This window comes from Dyadobacter sp. 22481, from assembly GCF_052044875.1.
GTDB lineage: Bacteria > Bacteroidota > Bacteroidia > Cytophagales > Spirosomataceae > Dyadobacter > Dyadobacter endophyticus.
Genome location: NZ_JBQENV010000003.1, coordinates 46676 through 66874, shown reverse-complemented (window position 1 = coordinate 66874; position 20199 = coordinate 46676). Strand labels below are relative to the sequence as shown.

The window sequence follows — 20199 nt, the reverse complement described above, 5'->3', positions numbered from 1 at the left end:
TTATCCCAAATTAATCATTTTATAATACTAGAAAATCAGAGGTCTGCCACCTTGAGCGATGATTCTTGTTATTTCTTGAGAGCCAGTTTGTTATCAAAATATAGCTTTGGAAATGACTCAAAATCTCTCCGAAAGTTTATAAAATCTATACGAATTGATCAAAAATAAGGGTTTTGCGATTTTGTTATGAGGTGCCTTTATCTATATTTACGAGAATTATAAAACCATTTAACCAAATCGTTGATCATAGCATGAGTAACATTACCTATTTAGTGCCGGCGTTAGGCCTTGTTGGCTTGCTGGTTATGTTCTTCAAAAGAGGCTGGGTTGTCCGGCAGGACGGGGGAAGTCCTGAAATGAAAACCATAGCGGACGCAATTGCAGATGGTGCCCTGGCCTTCCTGAAAGCCGAATGGCGTGTACTCATTGTTTTTGGTTTGATTGTGAGTGTGATACTGGGATATTCAGGTACGCTGGTTGAAAATTCGAGCGCATTGATTGGCGTTTCGTTTCTGATTGGCGCCTTTATTTCTGCATTTGCAGGATATATCGGCATGAATATCGCTACCAAATCGAATGTGCGCACCACGCAGGCGGCGCGTACGAGCCTTACCAAGGCGCTGGAAGTGTCTTTTACAGGTGGTTCCGTGATGGGTATCGGCGTAGCTAGTTTGGCCGTGCTCGGGCTGGGCGGCCTGTTCATTATCTTGTATTCCGTTTTTATCGGCGACAGTACGGACGTAAATGGTCTTCCAATGGAGCGCGTGCTGGAAGTCCTTGCAGGTTTCTCGCTAGGTGCGGAATCAATTGCCCTTTTCGCACGGGTGGGCGGCGGTATTTATACCAAAGCAGCCGACGTTGGTGCTGACCTTGTAGGGAAAGTTGAAGCCGGTATCCCGGAAGACGATCCGCGTAACCCTGCCACCATTGCCGACAACGTAGGTGATAACGTCGGCGACGTAGCCGGTATGGGGGCCGACCTTTTTGGTTCTTATGTTGCGACAATTCTTGCTACAATGGTGCTCGGCCGTGAAATTGTGGCACAGGGTACCGATAACTTCGGAGGCATCGCACCGATCCTCCTGCCAATGGTGATTGCGGGCGTAGGGCTTATCTCCTCGATCCTTAGTATGTTCCTGGTGCGCGTCAGCGACGATCATGGAGATGTACAAGCTGCTTTGAACCGCGGTAACTGGGGATCGATCATATTGGTGCTGATTGCGAGTTATCCGCTTACGATGTGGATGTTGCCGGAGGGTAATCTCAATATCCGTGGTGTTGATTTTACCAGGATGGACGTGTTTTGGGCGATCCTGCTCGGTTCTGTCGTAGGTGCGATCATGTCTATGGTTACGGAATATTATACCGCCATGGGCAAACGTCCGGTTCAATCTATTGTCAATCAGTCATCCACAGGCCATGCTACCAACATTATTGGCGGACTCTCGGTGGGAATGGAGTCCACCGTTATTCCAACACTTGTTTTGGCAGCAGGTATTTTCATTAGTTACGAAGTAGCCGGTTTGTACGGTGTGGCGATTGCCGCGGCGGGTATGATGGCGACTACGGCTATGCAGTTGGCCATCGACGCATTCGGCCCTATTGCTGATAATGCGGGCGGCATTGCGGAAATGGCCCATTTGCCGGAAGAAGTACGCGGCCGTACCGACATTCTGGATGCAGTAGGCAACACTACCGCGGCTACCGGAAAGGGTTTCGCGATCGCTTCCGCTGCATTGACATCCCTTGCGTTGTTCGCGGCATTCTGCGGTGTGGCGGGGATCAACTCTATTGATATTTATAAAGCCAACGTGCTTTCCGGCTTGTTCGTGGGTGCGATGATACCGTTTATCTTCTCATCACTCGCGATCGCCGCGGTAGGACGTGCAGCCATGAAAATGGTAGAAGAAGTACGCCGCCAGTTCCGCGAGCTGCCTGGCATTATGGAGGGCACTACCAAGCCTGAATACGACAAATGTGTCGCCATCTCAACGCAGGCCTCCATTAAAGAAATGATAGCCCCGGGCCTCATCGCATTGCTCGTTCCGGTTATCGTCGGTTTCTTGTTTGGTCCGGAAGTACTCGGCGGGACACTAGCTGGTGTTACCGTTTCCGGCGTTCTGATGGGGATTTTCCAAAACAACGCAGGTGGTGCCTGGGATAATGCTAAAAAATCTTTTGAAAAAGGTGCGGTCATCAACGGCGAGACCTTTTACAAAAAGTCGGAACCGCACAAAGCCGCTGTGACCGGCGACACCGTTGGCGACCCGTTCAAAGATACCTCAGGGCCTTCGATGAACATCCTCATTAAACTGATGTCGATTGTCTCGCTCGTGATCGCCCCGCATATCGGGACCGGCTTACATGAAACTGGAAGTGTCAAGGCTGATGACAAGGTTCAGGTCGTGACAGTTGCTAATGCACCGGACGATGACAATGCCGAAACCGCAGCGCCGGTGTTGCGTCTCGGGAAGAAAGGGGAATAGCTTTTCATAATAACCTATAACAAAGCCCGGCTCGTCGCCGGGCTTTGTTTTTAGCCCAACTTCTTTTTCAAATACTCTAACGACAACTTGTACGCATCCGCGGCCGCATTGGCGTCGTATTTCGGGTTACTGGGGTTGGCGAATGCGTGGACGGCGTCGTACATTTTGATGGTCACTTTCTTGCCCGCGGCTTTCATGTCTTCTTCGAATTTAGCGACAGTGGCCGGAGGGATACCCTGATCCTGGCTGCCAAATATGCCCAGGACGTCGGTGTTGAGCTTTTTCAGTTTTTCAATGTCGCTTTCAGGACGACCGTAATACATCACACAGCCAACAACCTGGCTGCCTCCTGCGATCGCATTCTGCAATGAAAGCATGCCGCCGAAGCACCAGCCGATACTGGCGATCTTGGCATTGGCGCCTGCATACTGGATGCCGCCCTTGGTAATAGCCGCCAGGCGCTCGGCGGGTGTGCTTTGCACCAGCTTCCCAGCCTCTTCACGGGTGGTCCCGACTTTGCCGTCATACATATCCAATGCGAGCACATTGACGTCGCCCAGGTCTTTATGCAGTTTGGCTGCTTCCTGTTTCACATAATCGTTTAATCCCCACCATTCCTGATATACAAAGAGCCATTTGTCGGACTTTTTCGGGGATTTGAGCAGAAAACCGGATGCCGTTTTGCCATCCGCGGCCTGGAAAGTGACCGTTTCGCCGGCGCCCTGATAAGTGAATGGGAGCGGCGTTTCGTGCAGCATCTGAAAATCAGCATTTGCGGCTAGTTCCGACATCGCATTCGCAGGTGTGTGACAGAGCGGAATGTTAGTTGGAGGAGCGTCCGGAGCGGTCAGGCTCATCTTCAAAAGAAAGATGGTTACCAGGAAAAAAATAGCTTTCATAAGTACAGATCAGAAGTGAACAGTTAGGATTGTGATATTAAATATATACAAAATACGGGTGAACGGTAACACCGGTTGCGCAGGCCGTTTTATTGCAGATTAATGAAAATATTGTACTTATTAAAATACAGGAACTTAATGTGCTTGCATACCCGTTAACTTTGCATTGAGTGAATGTAAGTCCATGAGCCGTAAGCAATACTTCTTTATTATCCTGATCCTCGGATCGCTGGCGACCGTCAGTCCTTTCTCCATTGACATGTACCTGCCGGGTTTTCCTCGGATCGCGTCGGATCTGAAAACCACTATCGACAAAGTACAACTTTCGCTGACCAGCTATCTGATTGGTATCTGTATCGGACAGGTACTCTACGGCCCGCTGCTCGACCGGTTTGGCCGCAAGAAACCGTTGTATGTGGGTCTGATACTCTATGTAATCGCGTCGTTTGGCTGTGCCATGACGTCGTCTGTGGATGCGTTGATCGCCATGCGGTTTTTCCAGGCAATGGGCGGTTGCGTGGGGTTGGTAGCGTCGCAAGCGCTCGTAAGCGACCTTTTCCCGGCCGATAAGCGTGCGGAAGTGTTTTCGCTCATTACGTTGGTCATTGCCGTCTCGCCGATGATCGCTCCTACGGTGGGTGGTTACGTGACGGCCTCCATAGCCTGGTACTGGATTTTTGTGATTCTGGCCGGCATTGTCAGCCTTATTATTCTGGCTATCTATTTCTTCCTGCCGACAGGCCGGAGCGCCGATACTACCGTTTCGCTTCGTCCCGAGGCGGTATTGGGTGGATACATTACAGTGGTTTCGCAGCCCCAGTTCCTGATTTACACACTGGCTGGCGGTTTGGCAACAGCCGCGCCATTTGCCTACATTTCGGGCTCTTCGGATGTGTTTATGAACATTTATAAAGTTTCCGAACAGCAATATGGCTGGATTTTCGCGTTCCTGGCTGTTGCCATGATCGGTTCTACCCAACTGAACCACTTCCTGCTAAAAAAATACACCAGTGAACAAATCATTCGCGTCACGCTCATTTACCAGAGCATCGTCGGTCTGTTCCTGATTGTCGGCGTGTACAACAACTGGTTCGGGCTTTTTTCGCTTATCGGGACGATGTTCGTCTTTCTCACCGGCCAGGGTCTTACCGGGCCCAACGCCTCTGCGCTTTCGCTGGCGCCTTTCCGCAAGCATACAGGTAGCGCTTCTGCGCTCATGGGTAGCTGGCGTATGGGTGCGGGAGCCGTTATCTCCGCTATTGTGAGCTTCCTGCATAACAACACCGCCATGCCGATGGTAGGCATGATGGCTTTCTGTGCTTTCGGCGGCCTGGTTATTCTTCAGGCAGGCAATGTGGTAGTACGTCACCGTGCTGCCCGGCGCGATGTGGAGGATGAGGTTTCGGTGCTTCTCTAAGGCAATGCCTTAATGGCGTTGAAAAGCATATCCATGAATGCGTCGCGGTCGATATCGTAAGCTACTGTGGCATTCGGCTCCTTTTGGAGCGTATTGTAGAAATCCACGACTGTTGCGCCGCGGGTAAGCTCGCCCTTTGTTTCCACATCCACATAGCAGGATCTCGTGGTAAAAATTCCCGGATTCATCAGCCAGGCAATTGCACATGGATCGTGTAATGCGGCCCCGCCATTCAGTTCCACGCGGTTTTCCCGGTAAAAGTTGGAATAGAAATCCATCAGGTCCGCGGCTGCTTTGCCGCTCTCGTTGCCTAACGCCCTTAATAGGTTGATATCTTTTGCGAACACGAGCGCTTTGTGCGTGACGTCGAGCCCGCACATTGTGATCGGGACGCCGGACCTGAAAACGATCGCGGCGGCCTCCGGATCGGCGTAGATATTGAATTCGGCGAGGGGTGTCATATTGCCGCGGAAAATCCCGCCGCCCATCAGCGAAATCCGCCCGATTTTACTTTTCAAATGCGGATAGGCCAGTAGAAAGGTCGCAATGTTCGTCAACGGGCCGGTAGGGACGATGTTAACCGGATTTTCAGAGGCGGAAAGGACCGAGGCAATGCCCTCTACCGCGCTGATAGGTTGTGCCTGCATAGCGGGCACGGGCAGCGTAGGGCCGTTAAGGCCAGTATCGCCATGGACGGAATCTGAGACTGCAAGCTTGTGAAAAAGCGGTTTCTCGGCGCCTGAGTACACGGGAATGTCCGTCGCGCCTATGAGGGTCAGCACCGTTAATGCATTCTGTAAAGTTTTCGCCTGGGTTTGGTTACCGGCGGATACCGTCACGGCCCGGATATTGAACCGGCCGCTGCCGTGGGCGAGCATGAGCATCAATGCATCGTCACTGCCGGGGTCACAATCTATAATTACCGGTATTTTATCCATCGTATCAATGAGAAGCTAATTCATGTTGGTAAGGAGCGGAGCTTTGCGCGCCCAAGCGCGTAACGGAAATTGCGGCTGCAAGACAAGCGAAGCGGCTGGCGTCTTCAAGGGTTTCGCCATGATCGAGGGCTTTCAGCAATGCCCCGTTAAATACATCCCCGGCGGCTGTCGAGTCCACTGCTTCCACCACAGGAGCGGGGATAATTCCAGTGAAATTTTCGCTGGCCAGGTAAATGCCCTTGCTGCCGAGGGTAATAATGACATGCTGGACACCCTGCTCAAAAAAGTACGCCGCCGCCTTTTGAAGCGACTCTTCGCCATCTATCGGAATGCCGGTAATGAGCTCGGTTTCGATTTCGTTGGGGGTGATCAGGTAAAGGCCGCTGAGCAATTCGGGGCCGAGCCGCATGGCGGGTGCAGGGTTAAGGATGGTCCGGATTTGTTTTTCCGCACATTTCGCTAATGTCCACCGGACTGTTCCGGCCGGAATTTCCAGTTGAAGCAGGGCTAGCTTCACATCTTCAAATGCACTATCGGGGATATCGGCCGGATGCAAGTCCATGTTGGCGCCCGAAGCTACTACGATTTCATTCTGTCCTTGTTTATTGACCGTGATAAGTGCAACGCCCGAGGCGAGGGTTGGCGATTCGGACATGAAACGGGTATCGATTCCTTCCTTTGACAAACCGTCACGAGCCTGTTTTCCGAAAACATCGTCGCCCGTTTTGGCCACAAAGCGTACATCCGCGCCAAGCCTGGCGGCTGCCACGGCCTGGTTGGCCCCCTTACCACCCGGGTTCATCAGAAATGTGCCTCCCAGCACTGTTTCGCCAGGTTTAGGGAAATATTCCGTTTTGACCACCATGTCGGTGTTGGAGCTACCAACAATCAGCACTTTCTGCTTCATTTCTGTTTCGCGATTGATTTTTTGTCGGCAAGAATTCTGACGCCGTGCTGTTCGCGCAAATTAATGTGCCCACACCTGTATTCATAGGGCGGAATCAAATAAAAGCACCCGAATATTTCCGGCGCTCTACTTTTTGTTTATTTTTCCATGCTCAAAACACGATCATTCATGAAAAAACTGGTTTATTACGCATTCGCCGCGACGCTCCTGCTCATTCAGGCCTGTCAGAAAAAATCAGAAAAAGCAGAAGGTACTATGCCGCCGATTAGTGAAGTATTTGCCCGGTATTATGAAGAAAGACTTCCGCTTTATCCGCTGGAAGCGACGATGAACGGGGATAACCGTTTCAACGACAAGATGTCCGACGACCTCTCCCAGGCCGGAAAATCACAGATGACCGCCTTTTACAGGAAGTACCAGGACGAACTTGCCAAATACGACCGCGGGAAGCTCACGGACGAGGAAAAGGTAAGCTGGGACCTCATTGAATGGGAATGCAGCATTAATTTGGAAGGTTTGAAATATCCGGTGGAACTGATGCCGATCAATCAGATCTTCTCGACGCACCTGATGATCGGGCAGATGGCTAGCGGAAGTAGTTTGCAGCCGTTCAAAACCGTGAAGGATTACGACAACTGGCTAAAAAGGGTAGATGGCTTCGTGGTTTGGTGCGATACGGCGGTGGTGAATATGCGCAAGGGAATCAAGCTCGGCTATGTTTTACCTGCACCACTCATCAAAAAGGTGATCCCTCAATTCGCTGACATGGACCACGGTCCCGTGAAAGACCATCTTTTTTATACGCCGGTGAAAAATTTCCCCAAAGATTTTTCCGACGAAGACAAAGCACGGCTTGAAAAGGAATATGCAACGATGGTGGAGTCGAAAATCATTCCGACGTTCCAAAAGATGCATACTTTCCTGGAGAAAGAGTACCAGCCCGCAGGTCGTAATACCGATGGTTTCGCGGCGCTTCCAAATGGCAAGGCGTTGTATAATTACTATATCAAGTATTTCACAACGACCGAGCTGACTTCCGATGAGATCCATGAGATCGGATTGAAAGAAGTGGCCCGCATTTCTTCGGAAATGGAGAAAGTGAAAGCGCAGGTAGGCTATAAGGGCGACCTGAAATCCTTTTTCAATGCAGTGAGAACCAACAAGAAGCTGATGCCCTTCACCAAAGCCGGACAAGTGATCGCGCATTTCAATGAAATCCATGAGCGTATGAAGCCGAACCTTACCAAGCTTTTCGAATTGACGCCTAAAACGCCGTTCGAAGTCCGGCGCACCGAGGCGTTCAGGGAAGCTTCTGCATCTGCCGAGTATAATCCGGGGCTTCCCGACGGCTCACGACCAGGCATATTTTACGTGCCGGTGCCGGATGCGACCGAATACAATATCGTTTCAGACGAAAGTCTTTTCCTTCATGAGGCCATTCCGGGCCACCATTACCAGATTTCGTTGCAACAGGAGAATACCGCGTTGCCAGAGTTCCGGAAGAATTTGTGGTATAGTGCCTATGGCGAAGGCTGGGCATTGTACACCGAGTCACTGGGCAAGGAGCTGGGCCTTTATACCGACCCTTACCAGTATTTCGGCATGCTAAGCGCTGAAATGCATCGCGCTATCCGCCTCGTGGTGGACACCGGCCTGCATTCGAAGGGCTGGACGCGCAACCAGGCTATTCAATATTCACTGGATCATGAAGCGGAGTCGGAGGAAAGCATCACCGCAGAAGTGGAACGTTATATGGCAGGTGCCGGGCAGGCATTGTCCTACAAGATTGGCCAGCTGAAAATCCGCGAATTGCGTTCGAAGGCTGAAAAGGAAATGGGTACGAAGTTTGATATCCGTGCATTTCACAAGCTGGTGCTCGAGTCGGGTTGCGTGCCGCTCAAACTGCTGGAAGAAAAAGCAAACGCCTGGATCAAAGCAGGTAAATAATGATAAACTGTCACCCTAAGCGAAGTGTGATTTTGCTCTTCGAATAAAACGTCACTTTTTCCATTTTCGAACGACTACGTTTGTCACCCGCGATTCTTCGAGTACGTCGGGATTGTGCGAACATACAAATAGCCCTACCAGCACCTTGGTCCCGAAATTGGGCATTTCGTGGGTGCCGATCAGTTGAAGGGGCTTGCCCTTTGCTGCCCCGCGCATCGTGTAGGTATTACCTTCGCGCCTTACCTCGATCGTTTGAATAGCCTTCTCTTTGCTGAAAATCTCGTCTTCCGGATCGCGCATTTTATCTCCTTTCTTCACCCGCCATTGCAGCACGGTGAGCCCGTCGCCGTGAATGACGCCGCTTAGGTGCGAGGCATTGTCATCGGTCGATTCCCTCACCATCCATCCCACTTTCCGGTGCGCATCGTGGCCTTTTCCGACAAATTCAAAATCGGCGGAGACTGTAAAATCCCCTTCCATTTCACGGAACAAATACTGGAACTCGTCGCGCTCAAACCATATGTTATAACCGCCACCTTTCATCGTGTAAGTTTTTGTGGAGGGGTCGTAAGCCGAATAACCCACCAATTTTGGGCTACCGATGTCCTTTCCTGCTTCAAAAAGGCCGATTGTGGGCGGTACGAAGCTTGCCAACACAATAGTTGTCAGTAGAATAGCTAAAAAAAATCTTTGCTGCATAGGGGTAATATATGTCTTAGGAGCAGTATAGAACAGGATAGTTGCTAGTTCTTAATTGGCATTATTGCTTCAATAAATGTACATTTTTTTAGTTAAGTATATATACTAACAAAAAAGTGTGGATGATGAACCTGAACCCAAGATGATCTATTTAAGGAATAACATTTTGCTGCTGACCGGAGCAGTTGTAGCCGCTTTGGGCTTCCAGTCGTGCGATAACAAGCCGGGAGGCGCTGCCGGGGAGAAATTGCCGGAGCAGGTGAGCTATAATTTCGATATCAGGCCCATTCTTTCCGACAAATGCCTCGCCTGCCACGGTCCCGATGCGAACAAACGGGAAGCAGGCTTGCGCCTCGACGATCCCGTAAGTGCTTTCGCAGCATTGAAGGACAATCCCAAAGCGCATGCCCTTGTGGCAGGCAAACCCGACCATTCGGCGGTTTACCTGCGCATTACCACCGAGGATACGACCCTCCGGATGCCGCCGCCCGCGTCCAATCTCAAACTATCTCAACGGGAAATTGACCTGATCGGTAAGTGGATCAAACAAGGGGCGAAATATGAAAAGCATTGGGCATTTGTGGCGCCCAAAAAGCCAAAGTTGCCTGAGGTTGATCATAAGGATTGGGCCAAAAACGAAATAGACTATTTCATTCTCGAAAAGCAGGAGCAAAAAGGCCTCGAACCTAGTGCAGAGGCCGACAAGGAACGATTGCTGAAACGCCTGAGCCTCGATCTGAACGGATTGCCGCCGAGCCTGCAACTGATGGACGAGTTCCTGGCCGACAACAGCCCGAATGCCTACGAGAAAGTGGTCGACAAGCTGCTCGCTAACCCTACTTACGGGGAAAAAATGGCGATCCACTGGCTTGACCTCGCCCGCTACGCCGACTCGCACGGCTACCAGGACGACGGCTACCGTACGCAATGGCCCTGGCGCGACTGGGTGATCCACGCCTTTAACAAAAACATGCATTATAATGATTTTGTAACGTGGCAACTCGCCGGCGACCTGCTCCCAAACTCCACGAAGGAGCAGCTCCTGGCGACGGGCTTTAACCGGAACCACAAGATTACCGAAGAAGGTGGGGTCATACCGGAAGAATACCGCATTATGTACGTTACAGACCGCAACGACCTCTTTGGTAAGGGTTTGCTGGGTGTTACGCTCGAATGCGCACATTGCCACGACCATAAGTATGATCCGTTCTCTCAAAAGGAATACTACCAGATGTTTGCATTCTTCAACAATGTGAACGAAGTGGGCATCGAATCAGTGATTGGCGGGCCGGAGACTTATGCCAAGAAACCGTTGATGGAGATCAGCAACGACGAAGTCAAGAATATCCTGACGTTCATTAACAAGCCTGATACCAACCGGCTGATCGTGTCGGTGATGGGGGATCTGGACACACTGCGGAAAACCCACGTACTCAAACGCGGTGCCTATGACGCACCCGGTGAAGAAGTGCAGGCCGGTACACCGACGGCCATTTTGCCATTCGATAAGAAATACCCTAAAAACAGGCTGGGGCTCTCGCAATGGCTGTTCGACAAACGCAATCCGCTGACGGCACGGGTGTATGTCAACATTTTGTGGCAAGAGTTCTTCGGCAAAGGCATTGTGAAAACCTCTGGCGATTTCGGAATGCAAGGCGAGCTGCCGACCCATCCCGCATTGCTCGACTGGCTGGCAGTGGATTTCATGGAGCATAATTGGGATGTTAAACGGTTTGTCAAAAAAATGGTGATGTCGGCTACTTACCGCCAATCGGCAGTGGTAACGAAAGAAGCCCTCGCGCACGACCCCGATAATGTGTACCTAGCGCGCGGGGCGCGCTACCGTATCCACGCGGAGTTTGTGAAAGACCTCGTACTCGCGAGCAGCGGGCTGCTCAACCGCTCCATCGGAGGGCCGAGTGTGAAGCCCTACCAGCCTTCGGGCTTGTGGGAAGGCGCTACTTCTGGGCGTGGACTGCTGTCGGTCTATAACCAGGACCATGGGGCGAGCCTTTACCGCCGCGGCATGTACACACTCATTAAACGCACCGTTCCGCCGCCTACCATGGCCATTTTCGACGCCAGCAACCGCGATTTGTGCGAGGTGAGGCGCCTGAAAACCAATACCCCCTTGCAGGCGCTGGTAATGATGAACGACCCTACGGTGCTGGAAGCGTCGCGGGTGCTGGCTGCCAAGCTATTGCAGGAAAAAACCAGCACCGGTGAGAAGATCACGAAGGCATTCAGGCAGATCGTTTGCCGCACGCCGAGCCAGAAAGAACTGGAAGTCCTGACCGGCTATTATGAGAAGGAATTGAAGGAAATTCAACTCCAAAAGGCTGAAAAGATGGTCTCGGTAGGCGAGTATCCGCTCACCAAAAACATCGACAAAAAGGCGCTGGCATCGCTTATGCGCGTCATTTCGACGATCTACAATCTGGAAGAAACCATCACAAAATCATAAACCAAAGCCGGCATTAACGGCGACGGACGACAATGGAAAAGGAAATCATTGAACACGGATTTAGTTTCAACAGAAGGCGTTTTCTGTCTACCATGAGCCTGGGGATCGGAAGCGTCGCGCTGGGCTCGCTGCTCATGCCCGACCTGTTGAAAGGGGGAGGATTGGAAGAGGAAGGCCTTGCACCGGGTATCCCGCATTTTGCGCCCAAGGCGAAGCGGGTGATTTATTTATTTCAAAACGGTGCACCTTCGCAGCAGGAGCTTTTTGATTACAAACCGAAGCTTCGCGAAATGTTCGGGCAGGAAATCCCGCCTTCCGTGCGGGGAACACAGCGGCTTACAGGCATGACGGCCAATCAGGCATCGTTTCCGCTCGTGGGGTCGTTCGTAGATTTCAAACAATATGGCCAGTCGCGGGCGTGGGTGAGTAACCTCATGCCCTATACTTCCAAAATCGTGGATGACCTGTGTTTTGTCCGCTCGATGTATACCGAGGCGATCAACCACGATCCCGCTTTGACATTCCTTCAAACCGGCTCGCAACAGGGTAACCGGCCGAGTATGGGCTCCTGGCTGAGCTACGGGCTTGGTAATGAGAATAAAAACCTGCCGAATTTTACGGTTTTGCTGTCACGCGGTGTGGGTAACGGACAGGGAGTGTATTCCAAATTGTGGTCTAACGGCTTCCTCGACTCTGTGCATCAGGGCGTGCAGTTCAGCAAAGGCGAAGATCCGGTGCTTTACCTGCGCGACCCCGACGGAATGGACCGGAAAGAGCGTCGCGATATGCTCGACAAGCTTTCCGAACTGAATGATCTGTCGTACCAGGAATTCGGCGATCCGGAGATTGCCGCCAAGATCAAGCAGTATGAAATGGCCTACCGTATGCAAACAGCGGTGCCGGAGGTGATGGATTTGTCCAAAGAATCGGATGATATTATCAAACTGTACGGCCCCGAATGCCTCGTTCCGGGTACGTACGCGGCCAACTGCCTGCTTGCGCGCAAGCTATCCGAAAACGGCGTGCGGTTTGTACAGCTTTATCACCAGGGCTGGGACCAGCACGGTAATCTGCCATTTGAAATAACCAAACAGGCAATGGACGTCGATCAGGCTTCTGCGGCATTGGTAACCGATTTGAAACAGAGAGGATTACTGGATGAAACGCTCGTGATCTGGGGCGGAGAGTTTGGGCGCACCAGCTACACGCAGGGCAAGCTTACCCCCGAAAACTATGGACGCGACCACCATCCGCGTTGCTTCACGGTATGGATGGCCGGCGGCGGCATCAAACCCGGAATGGTGTATGGCGAAACCGACGAACTTGGCTACAACATTGCCAAAGACCCGGTGCATGTGCACGATTTTCAGGCTACGATACTGCATCAACTCGGGTTGAACCACGAGAAGCTTATATTCAAGCACCTCGGCCGCCGTTACCGGCTCACCGACGTTTCGGGCAAGGTGGTACGGGACATTATCAGCTGATTTTTTGAGAGTTGTTATCATTGATCAATTTTTTGGTGGAATTTTAAATGCATTTGAGACTCAGGGTTTTCGCGGAACAGTTATTAGTTGCTTCCAATATTTTCATACTGTTTTTACTGCTCTTCGAAAGCAAACTCGTCATTCCGGCGTGGCTGCAAACTATCGGCCGGATGCACCCGCTTATCCTGCACTTCCCGATCGTGATTCTGCTGCTGGCGATGCTGCTGGAATTCTTCCGTTTCAAACCGGAATACGCTGAAAATGCATTTTACCGTAACTTTTTACAGGGCCTGTTGCTCATAGGAACGCTCTTTGCGGCTGTGACGGTGATAATGGGCCTGTTTCTATCCCGCGAGGAAGGCTACGAGGGCGCTACGCTGAATTACCACAAATGGACGGGCGCGGGCATCTTCTTTTTTGCATCCATTATCTACTGGGTGAGGAATGCCGGATGGTACAAGTCAGTTACGGCTAAGGCCGGCGCCCTGCTGACGGTGGTGGCGCTGGTACTGACCGGGCATTTCGGCGCCGCGCTTACACATGGCAGCAATTTCATTTGGGAGCCAATTTCCAGTAAAAGAGAAGTCGCGGAAGTTCCTTTGGATCAGGCCATGGTGTATGCCCATGTGATCCGGCCCATTCTTGAACAAAAATGTACAAGCTGTCATAATCCCGACAAACTGAAAGGCGAGCTCATCCTGACAGACCCAAAGTCGATCATGAAAGGGGGGAAATCAGGCAAGCTGATCGTTCCAGGTAACCCCCAAATGAGCCTGCTTCTGCAAAGGGTGCATTTGCCGATGGAAGAAAAAAAGCACATGCCGCCGTCGGGAAAAACGCAGCTTACCTTGCAGGAGATCTCCTTACTTACATTATGGGTGAAGCAAAAAGCGGATTTTAATAAAAAACTGACCGATTTGCCCGTATCCGACTCGCTGCGGGTGATGGCTGCGGCATTCCTTCAACCGCACAGCCAGCAAGAAGCATACGATTTTCCTGCTGCCGACGAAGACAAAGTCAAATCTCTGAATACCGACTACCGCACGATCCTGCCCCTGGCGCGTGAATCGCCGGCGCTGGCAGTGAATATTTACAATGCTTCGGCCTATCATGTGAAGCAATTGGACGAACTGGCAGATATCCGTAAACAGGTTATTTCATTGAATTTAAACAAAATGCCTGTCAAAGACGCCGATGTGAAAAGCATTGCGAAGTTTGAAAACCTCCGCAAGCTCGATCTCAACTTTACGGACGTCAGCGCGGCGGGTTTAAAAGAATTGGCAGGTTTGAAATATCTGCAAAACCTCACATTGTCCGGTACAAAACTGAATCTGAACGATTTGAAAGGGCTGTTACCTCAATTGAAGAGTGTCAAGACCGTGGCCGTTTGGGATACGAAGCTATCTGCCGCAGATGTGCTGCAATTGCAACAGGCGAACAAGGGCATGACTATCATCGGAGGTTTCAAAGACGATGGCAAAAACCCACTCAAACTCAATCCTCCGCAAATGCGGAATGCGTCGCCGATTTTTGCGCAGACATTGGTTGTCGATATTCAGCATCCGATCAAAGGGGTGGATGTGCGTTTCAGCATGGACGGCTCCGAGCCCGACAGTATCAGGTCGCCATTGCTCGATCACAAAACGGTAATCCATAGCAATACCACCATCCGCGCCAAAGCCTACAAAAATGGCTGGTATGGCAGCGACATGATCGTTTTCGATTACTACAAAAGTGCCTACCAACCCGACAGCGGCACATTGCTCGCTCCACTGAACCGCGTGCACCAGGCCGAAGGCGTGAAGACATTCTTTGATCATAAACTGGGGGTTATCGGAGCCAACAATCCCGCCTGGGCCAACAACTGGGCGGGGGTTAGGGACAACGACATGGCTTTCGTCTCGGAATTTAAGAAGCCGGTGACGCTGTCGTCGCTGGGCGTGCGCTACATGGTGGAAGAAGATACCGGCATTTTTCCTCCCGAGCTGGTCGAAATATGGGGTGGTACCACGCGCGACAATATGAAGGTGCTCACGAAGTTCAAGGCACCGATGCCTGTGAAAGGGGAGAGGCCATCATTACAGAGTGTGGCGGGGTCGTTCAAACCGCAGCAGGTTTCTTACATTAAAATCATAGCCAAACCACTCAGCAAAATACCCGTGTGGCACCGTAACAAAGACAAACGTGCCTTGCTGCTCGTGGATGAAATGTTCCTGAATTAATTACGCTTTGCCGAGCCTGCGCCACATTTCCGCGCAGGCGCGCGCATTGTGGTAGGGGCATTTCCAAAAGTTGATTTTGTCGCCTTTCACGGGCGTACCATCCTCTTTCACGGTGCCAAACCATTCGCCCCTTTCGTGGTCGACGAACTCGTTGACGATGTAATCCCAGCTTTTTTCGGCTTTTGTTTTAAACTGAGCATCTTTCGTGAGCTGGTAGGCATTATAAAAACCCACGAGCTGCTCGGCAGCAACCCACCAGCTGCGGTCTGTTTGGGTATGTTTTGTTTCGGGGTCGTATTCATAGTTTAATGCACCATCCGGCCCGAGGCCTTTGGAAGCCGCGATCGCCATCGCAATAGACTTCTTTTTCATACGGGCGATCAGCTTCTCGTCGTGCAATATTTCCGCCGTTTCGAAGAGCAGCCAGGATGCTTCTATGTCATGCCCGAACGAAACGATATGGTCTTTCGCTTTCCATTTTTCATCGAAAAACAGCTGCATGGTTTCGGTTTTCGGGTTGACGATGTGCGTGATGATGGCATCGAGCATTCCGGCAGTCTGTTTTTTGAGCTTTGCATCCGGCCACACGCTGTACAGGTTCGTATAGGCTTCCACCAAATGCAAGTGCGTGTTCATGCTTTTGTTCCACGGGCTTTTGCTGAGAATGTAATCATCCGTAGGTGACCAGTCTCGGGCAAATGCCTCGCGGTAACCGCCGTTGACGGGGTCGAAAGCATGTTTTTCAATCACCTCAAAAAGCGACTGCGCCTTTTCTAACGCAGGTTTAAAATGCGTCACACGATAATATTCCGCCAGTCCGTACATCGCGAATGCATTACCGTAGATCTGCTTTTTTGTTTCCAATGGCGAGCCATCCGCATTCACGGACCAATACACGCCGCCATGTTCGGAATCGATGAAGTTTTTAACCAGCTGCTGATACGCGCGGTCCGCCAGCGTCAGGTATTTCGCCTCCTTCAACAACCGGTGTGCGAGCGAGAACGTCCATAAAAGCCGCCCAGTGAGTACAACCGAGCGGGGCGAGTCTTTCACCGGCTGATTTTCATAGCTTACCCGCCCGTAAAATCCACCCTTTTCAGGATCAGGCCCATATTTTCCCCAATAATCAAGGATAGCTATAAACTCTTTCTTAAATGCTTCGGGCGTGAATGCGGCCATGGTTCTGGTCTTTTTTGTAAAAAAAGCAACCGGGCGTAACTTCATACTTGCTGTGAGATTTCTTGCTAAGGTTCTGTCGGTAACTGCTCTTTTTCGAGTAATGATCCGAGCAGTTTGTCGGATGTTACAAAAAGATCAGCCTTATCCCGCAATGCAATGGCTGTTGCAAGTTGAATGCTATCTAATGACCGGAGGCCATTTTGTCCATATTTATTCAGTAAGCCGCAGGCACTATCCATAATATGATCGTTCAAAGGAATGAACGTGAACTGCGCTGCATCTTCTTCAAACAAAACAGCCATTTGTTCGATGATTTCTACGGACAGTTCGCCTTGTCTTCGCTTTTTCCAAAGGGCCGACAAGAACTCGACCCGGGTCAGTTCGGAAAGGAAAATCGAGGAAATGGAGTTTTGGATAAAGATGTTTTTGAAGGACTCGCTATCCTTTTCTTCATGATAAAGTTTTATCAGTGAAGAAGTATCCAGAAAAAGACGCACTATGAACTTAGTCTTTCGGAAACTACCGCTTCGGAGAGCGAGCTTTTAAGGTTTTTCAATAGTTGCCGACTCCTGTCGAAAGAGAAGTCGCTCCATTGAAGCACTTTCTGACTGGTTTCAGCCGGAGGTGCAACATCAATTTCAGGAAATGTAACGACTACTTTTAATGGGAGGTCGATGCCGGGATTTGAATCCAGACGGATTCTCCCATTTTGATAAGTTCCTTTAATTTCAAGCATAGCGGTATATGGTGTATGTTAAAGGTAAAGTTACCATAAAAAAGCCTAATGCACAATGCATCAGGCTTTTTGCTTAGGATTTAACGGCACGTCAATCGCCCTGGTTTTCTTCCTGGCTCTCGTGGTTGTCGCCGCCGAGGCTGTAATAATTGTTTTCTTCATCTTCACGACCGATCGCCTCATCGTCGTCGTCGTATTCCGAGCCCGGGACGTCGAGATCTTCGCCGGTCAGGTCGTCTTCAAACGACTTTTCATTCCAGTCATCCGAATCTATTTCCAGTTCGCGCTTGATGCGGGAAGTATCTTCGGGGTCGATATCCGGATCGATCAGGCCCTGGCGGAAAATGTCTTCTTCCGCGGGATAATTGCCGGGAAGGTCTTCATCATATAGTTCATCGTCTTGATCGTTTGGGCCCATAGTTGTAATGGTTAAGTGTACTGAATCAGATAGTCGGTTTTCTGTTTTCCGGGTATTGGTTAAAAAAGCATTCCCGGACGCTTTTATCTAAAATAAATGTTTTCACCCAATTTTTCGATTGCATGCAAAGAAAATTAATCCGGTCAACCGGCGCCCTGGTCGTGCTGGCAGCAGCCGCCACAGCGCTGTTCGGTTACCGCAACCAGCCCCCCTTTAAATCCCCCCTCTACACGCCCGTTGACGCAAAAGAACTGAAATTGCCGGCAGGCTTTTCGGCTACCGTGCTTGCTACCGACCTCGGCGCCACCCGGCATATGGTGGTGGGTAAAAATGGCGACATGTATGTAAAGCTTTCCAAACTCAAAGATGGTAAGGGTATCTATCTGCTGCGCGACACGAATGGCGACGGCGCCATCGATGAGCAGAAACTTTTCGGGGATTATCCCGGCACGGGCATCGCGATCAAGGATGGCTTTCTTTACAGTTCTTCCAACAAAGGCGTTTTCAGGTATAAACTGAATGCGAAAGACGAAATCATCGATTTCGACAAACCCGAAAATATCATTAGCGGGCTTACCGACCACGGTAGGGACAATGCAAAGCCCCTTGCGCTGGATAACAAAGGGAATATCTACGTGACGGTAGGTTCATACAACGACAACTGCCGTGCGACGGGCTCAGCCAAGGGGATGTCGCCTTGCACCATCCTCGATTCGGCAGGCGGGATCTGGCGTTTCAAGGCGGGCCAGCTGAACCAGCAGTTCTCCGACGGCACGCGTTTCGCCACGGGCGTGAAAAATGCGGTGGGCATCGATTGGGATAACAAAACCAATGCGTTATATGCTACCACGCACGGCCGCGGCAAATTCGACGACATGTATCCGCAATATTATACGCCCAAGAATAGCGCCGAGCTTCCTGCCGAAACGCTTTATCGCCTCAAAGAGGGTGACGATGCGGGCTGGCCGTACATTTATTACGATCATTTTCAGAACAAAAAAATGCTTGCACCCGAATACGGCGGCGATGGCAAGAAGACAGGCGGAGAAAAAGCAATCGATCCGTTGGTAGCTTTTCCGGCGCATTTAGGGCCCAATGCATTGATGTTCTATACGGGCAATATGTTCCCGGCACGTTACCGGAATGGCGCGTTCATCGCTTTCCATAGCCAATCATCTGAATTGAAAAAGGGCTATCTGGTAGCGTTCGTACCGTTTGTGAATGGAAAACCGGGTAAATGGGAGATTTTCGCCGATAATTTCGCAGGTACGGATCTCGCTAAACCGACCGGTCCCATTCAGCACCGCCCGTGCGGTCTCGCGCAGGGGCCCGACGGTGCGCTTTACGTGACCGACGACCTGAACGGCACTATTTTTAAAATTGCCTATAAAAAGAAATAGCCTGAGGATTGAATAAAAGAGGTCGAATTAAATGTGATTAACGGAATGTGTTTTCACTCTTTTGATTCGACCTCTTTATATTTATAAGCAGCGTAACAGTTACACCTTCGGCAATGTGGCGAAGGCCCTCACCGGAAATGTGCCTACGCCTTTGAACTTCGGCGGTACCGCGCTAAACAAATAGCCGGACGCAGGCAGTTTTTCCAGATTACATAGATGCTCGACGATCAGAATTTCGGCGCCCAGCAGAATGGTGTGCACCGGCCGGCTGTTACCACGGGTGTCGTCGATGTTGTGGCTGTCGATCCCCACCAGTTTCACGCCGCAATCGCGCAGATATCCGGCCGCCTCACCCGTCAGGAATGGATGGTTTTCGAAATAGGCCTCGGTATTCCAGTTTTTCGACCAATCGGTGCGAACTATGACGGCTTTGTTTCGGATTTCGAGATTTTTGAAAAAATCAACGCCCACCTCCAAAGCCCCCGTTGCGTCGATCGTGACCGCTTCGAGGTTTGCAAATGATTCCAATTGGACCTCCGAAAGGTCTTTCCCATGCCCGTACCGGTGAAACGGACAGTCAATATAGGTGCCCGTGTTACTGACCATTTCGATTTTGCCGATCTGGAATTCGGTACCTTCTTCGTATCGGCCTCTGGAATCTTCACGACTAAGATAATCGCAAATTAACGGCGCTGGAAGGCCTTTGTAGGTGATCAGGCCATCAAAAATGGTATGGCTCAAATCCACCAGAAGTTCCGGCGACGGCTGATCAACCGGCTGGCGTTTATGTTTTTCCTGAATGTAAAACTTGTTGAGGATCTTAACCTGTCCGACCATTAGCAGTCGGAGGTCTGCGATGATGTAATCGGCCAGTTCTTCATCGGTGATCGTTTCGCCGGTAATGTCGAGCCGGAAATCCTGCCCCTGAATGCCTCCGCCGTTTGTAAATTCAATATCAAAATCAAAAACTACCCTGTGATCCATAGGTTATTGTCATGTA

At 50.8% G+C, this 20199-nt stretch carries 16 protein-coding genes; 7 read left to right on the top strand and 9 right to left on the bottom strand.

Annotated features, from left to right (window positions below; all coding sequences use genetic code 11):
- Window positions 1-251: 251 nt before the first annotated feature.
- Window positions 252-2486: a sodium-translocating pyrophosphatase gene (locus tag ACTJJJ_RS19245; protein ID WP_440702689.1), complete on the top strand. Its 2235-nt coding sequence runs from the start codon at window positions 252-254 to the stop codon at window positions 2484-2486.
- Between the two features lie 50 nt (window positions 2487-2536).
- Here ACTJJJ_RS19245 and ACTJJJ_RS19240 read toward each other — a convergent pair whose 3' ends face one another.
- Window positions 2537-3385: a dienelactone hydrolase family protein gene (locus ACTJJJ_RS19240; RefSeq protein ID WP_440702688.1), complete on the bottom strand. Its 849-nt coding sequence runs from the start codon at window positions 3383-3385 to the stop codon at window positions 2537-2539.
- Window positions 3386-3569: 184 nt separating this feature from the next.
- On the opposite strand from ACTJJJ_RS19240, the gene ACTJJJ_RS19235 reads away from it, so the two are divergent.
- The gene (locus ACTJJJ_RS19235; protein ID WP_426295394.1) at window positions 3570-4802 is read left to right on the top strand and encodes a multidrug effflux MFS transporter; all 1233 of its coding nucleotides are present in this window, start codon (window positions 3570-3572) and stop codon (window positions 4800-4802) included.
- Here the strand turns inward: ACTJJJ_RS19235 and ACTJJJ_RS19230 are convergent.
- Together ACTJJJ_RS19230 and rbsK are read right to left on the bottom strand one after the other, a co-directional pair.
- Window positions 4799-5740 carry a nucleoside hydrolase gene (locus tag ACTJJJ_RS19230; protein ID WP_440702687.1) on the bottom strand — a complete coding sequence of 314 codons (942 nt, stop codon included), beginning with the start codon at window positions 5738-5740 and terminating at the stop codon, window positions 4799-4801. The two genes, ACTJJJ_RS19235 and ACTJJJ_RS19230, sit on opposite strands and share 4 nt — an antisense overlap.
- A gap of 4 nt (window positions 5741-5744) precedes the next feature.
- Window positions 5745-6647: a ribokinase gene (rbsK, locus tag ACTJJJ_RS19225; RefSeq protein WP_440702686.1), complete on the bottom strand. Its 903-nt coding sequence runs from the start codon at window positions 6645-6647 to the stop codon at window positions 5745-5747.
- A gap of 168 nt (window positions 6648-6815) precedes the next feature.
- On the opposite strand from rbsK, the gene ACTJJJ_RS19220 reads away from it, so the two are divergent.
- Entirely contained in the window at window positions 6816-8594 is a 1779-nt protein-coding gene (locus tag ACTJJJ_RS19220; RefSeq protein WP_440702685.1) for a DUF885 domain-containing protein, read from the top strand.
- A gap of 51 nt (window positions 8595-8645) precedes the next feature.
- On the opposite strand, the gene ACTJJJ_RS19215 is transcribed toward ACTJJJ_RS19220, so the two are convergent.
- Window positions 8646-9293: a hypothetical protein gene (locus ACTJJJ_RS19215; protein ID WP_440702684.1), complete on the bottom strand. Its 648-nt coding sequence runs from the start codon at window positions 9291-9293 to the stop codon at window positions 8646-8648.
- A 142-nt stretch (window positions 9294-9435) separates the two neighbouring features.
- Between ACTJJJ_RS19215 and ACTJJJ_RS19210 the strand changes: the two genes are divergently transcribed.
- The 3 genes from ACTJJJ_RS19210 to ACTJJJ_RS19200 are packed head-to-tail and all read left to right on the top strand — an operon-like array spanning window position 9436 to window position 15466.
- On the top strand, window positions 9436-11757 hold the full coding sequence (locus ACTJJJ_RS19210) for a PSD1 and planctomycete cytochrome C domain-containing protein (protein WP_188938234.1): 2322 nt from the start codon (window positions 9436-9438) through the stop codon (window positions 11755-11757).
- A gap of 32 nt (window positions 11758-11789) precedes the next feature.
- On the top strand, window positions 11790-13244 hold the full coding sequence (locus ACTJJJ_RS19205; protein WP_188938235.1) for a DUF1501 domain-containing protein: 1455 nt from the start codon (window positions 11790-11792) through the stop codon (window positions 13242-13244).
- A 47-nt stretch (window positions 13245-13291) separates the two neighbouring features.
- On the top strand, window positions 13292-15466 hold the full coding sequence (locus tag ACTJJJ_RS19200; RefSeq protein WP_440702683.1) for a c-type cytochrome domain-containing protein: 2175 nt from the start codon (window positions 13292-13294) through the stop codon (window positions 15464-15466).
- On the opposite strand, the gene ACTJJJ_RS19195 is transcribed toward ACTJJJ_RS19200, so the two are convergent.
- The 4 genes from ACTJJJ_RS19195 to ACTJJJ_RS19180 form a co-directional block, all read right to left on the bottom strand.
- Window positions 15467-16690 (bottom strand): AGE family epimerase/isomerase, encoded by a 1224-nt coding sequence (locus ACTJJJ_RS19195; protein WP_440702682.1) that lies wholly within the window; start codon window positions 16688-16690, stop codon window positions 15467-15469.
- Window positions 16691-16710: 20 nt separating this feature from the next.
- Window positions 16711-17142 carry a type II toxin-antitoxin system VapC family toxin gene (locus ACTJJJ_RS19190; protein ID WP_426295386.1) on the bottom strand — a complete coding sequence of 144 codons (432 nt, stop codon included), beginning with the start codon at window positions 17140-17142 and terminating at the stop codon, window positions 16711-16713.
- The gene (locus tag ACTJJJ_RS19185) at window positions 17142-17381 is read right to left on the bottom strand and encodes a hypothetical protein (protein WP_426295385.1); all 240 of its coding nucleotides are present in this window, start codon (window positions 17379-17381) and stop codon (window positions 17142-17144) included. Before ACTJJJ_RS19185 ends, ACTJJJ_RS19190 begins: the two co-directional genes overlap by 1 nt.
- Window positions 17382-17472: 91 nt before the next feature.
- Entirely contained in the window at window positions 17473-17799 is a 327-nt protein-coding gene (locus ACTJJJ_RS19180; RefSeq protein ID WP_188938237.1) for a hypothetical protein, read from the bottom strand.
- A gap of 122 nt (window positions 17800-17921) precedes the next feature.
- On the opposite strand from ACTJJJ_RS19180, the gene ACTJJJ_RS19175 reads away from it, so the two are divergent.
- Complete coding sequence (locus ACTJJJ_RS19175; RefSeq protein WP_440702681.1) at window positions 17922-19199, top strand: PQQ-dependent sugar dehydrogenase; 1278 nt, start codon at window positions 17922-17924, stop codon at window positions 19197-19199.
- A gap of 99 nt (window positions 19200-19298) precedes the next feature.
- Here ACTJJJ_RS19175 and ACTJJJ_RS19170 read toward each other — a convergent pair whose 3' ends face one another.
- Window positions 19299-20183 carry a cyclase family protein gene (locus ACTJJJ_RS19170; protein WP_440702680.1) on the bottom strand — a complete coding sequence of 295 codons (885 nt, stop codon included), beginning with the start codon at window positions 20181-20183 and terminating at the stop codon, window positions 19299-19301.
- Window positions 20184-20199 lie beyond the last annotated feature (16 nt).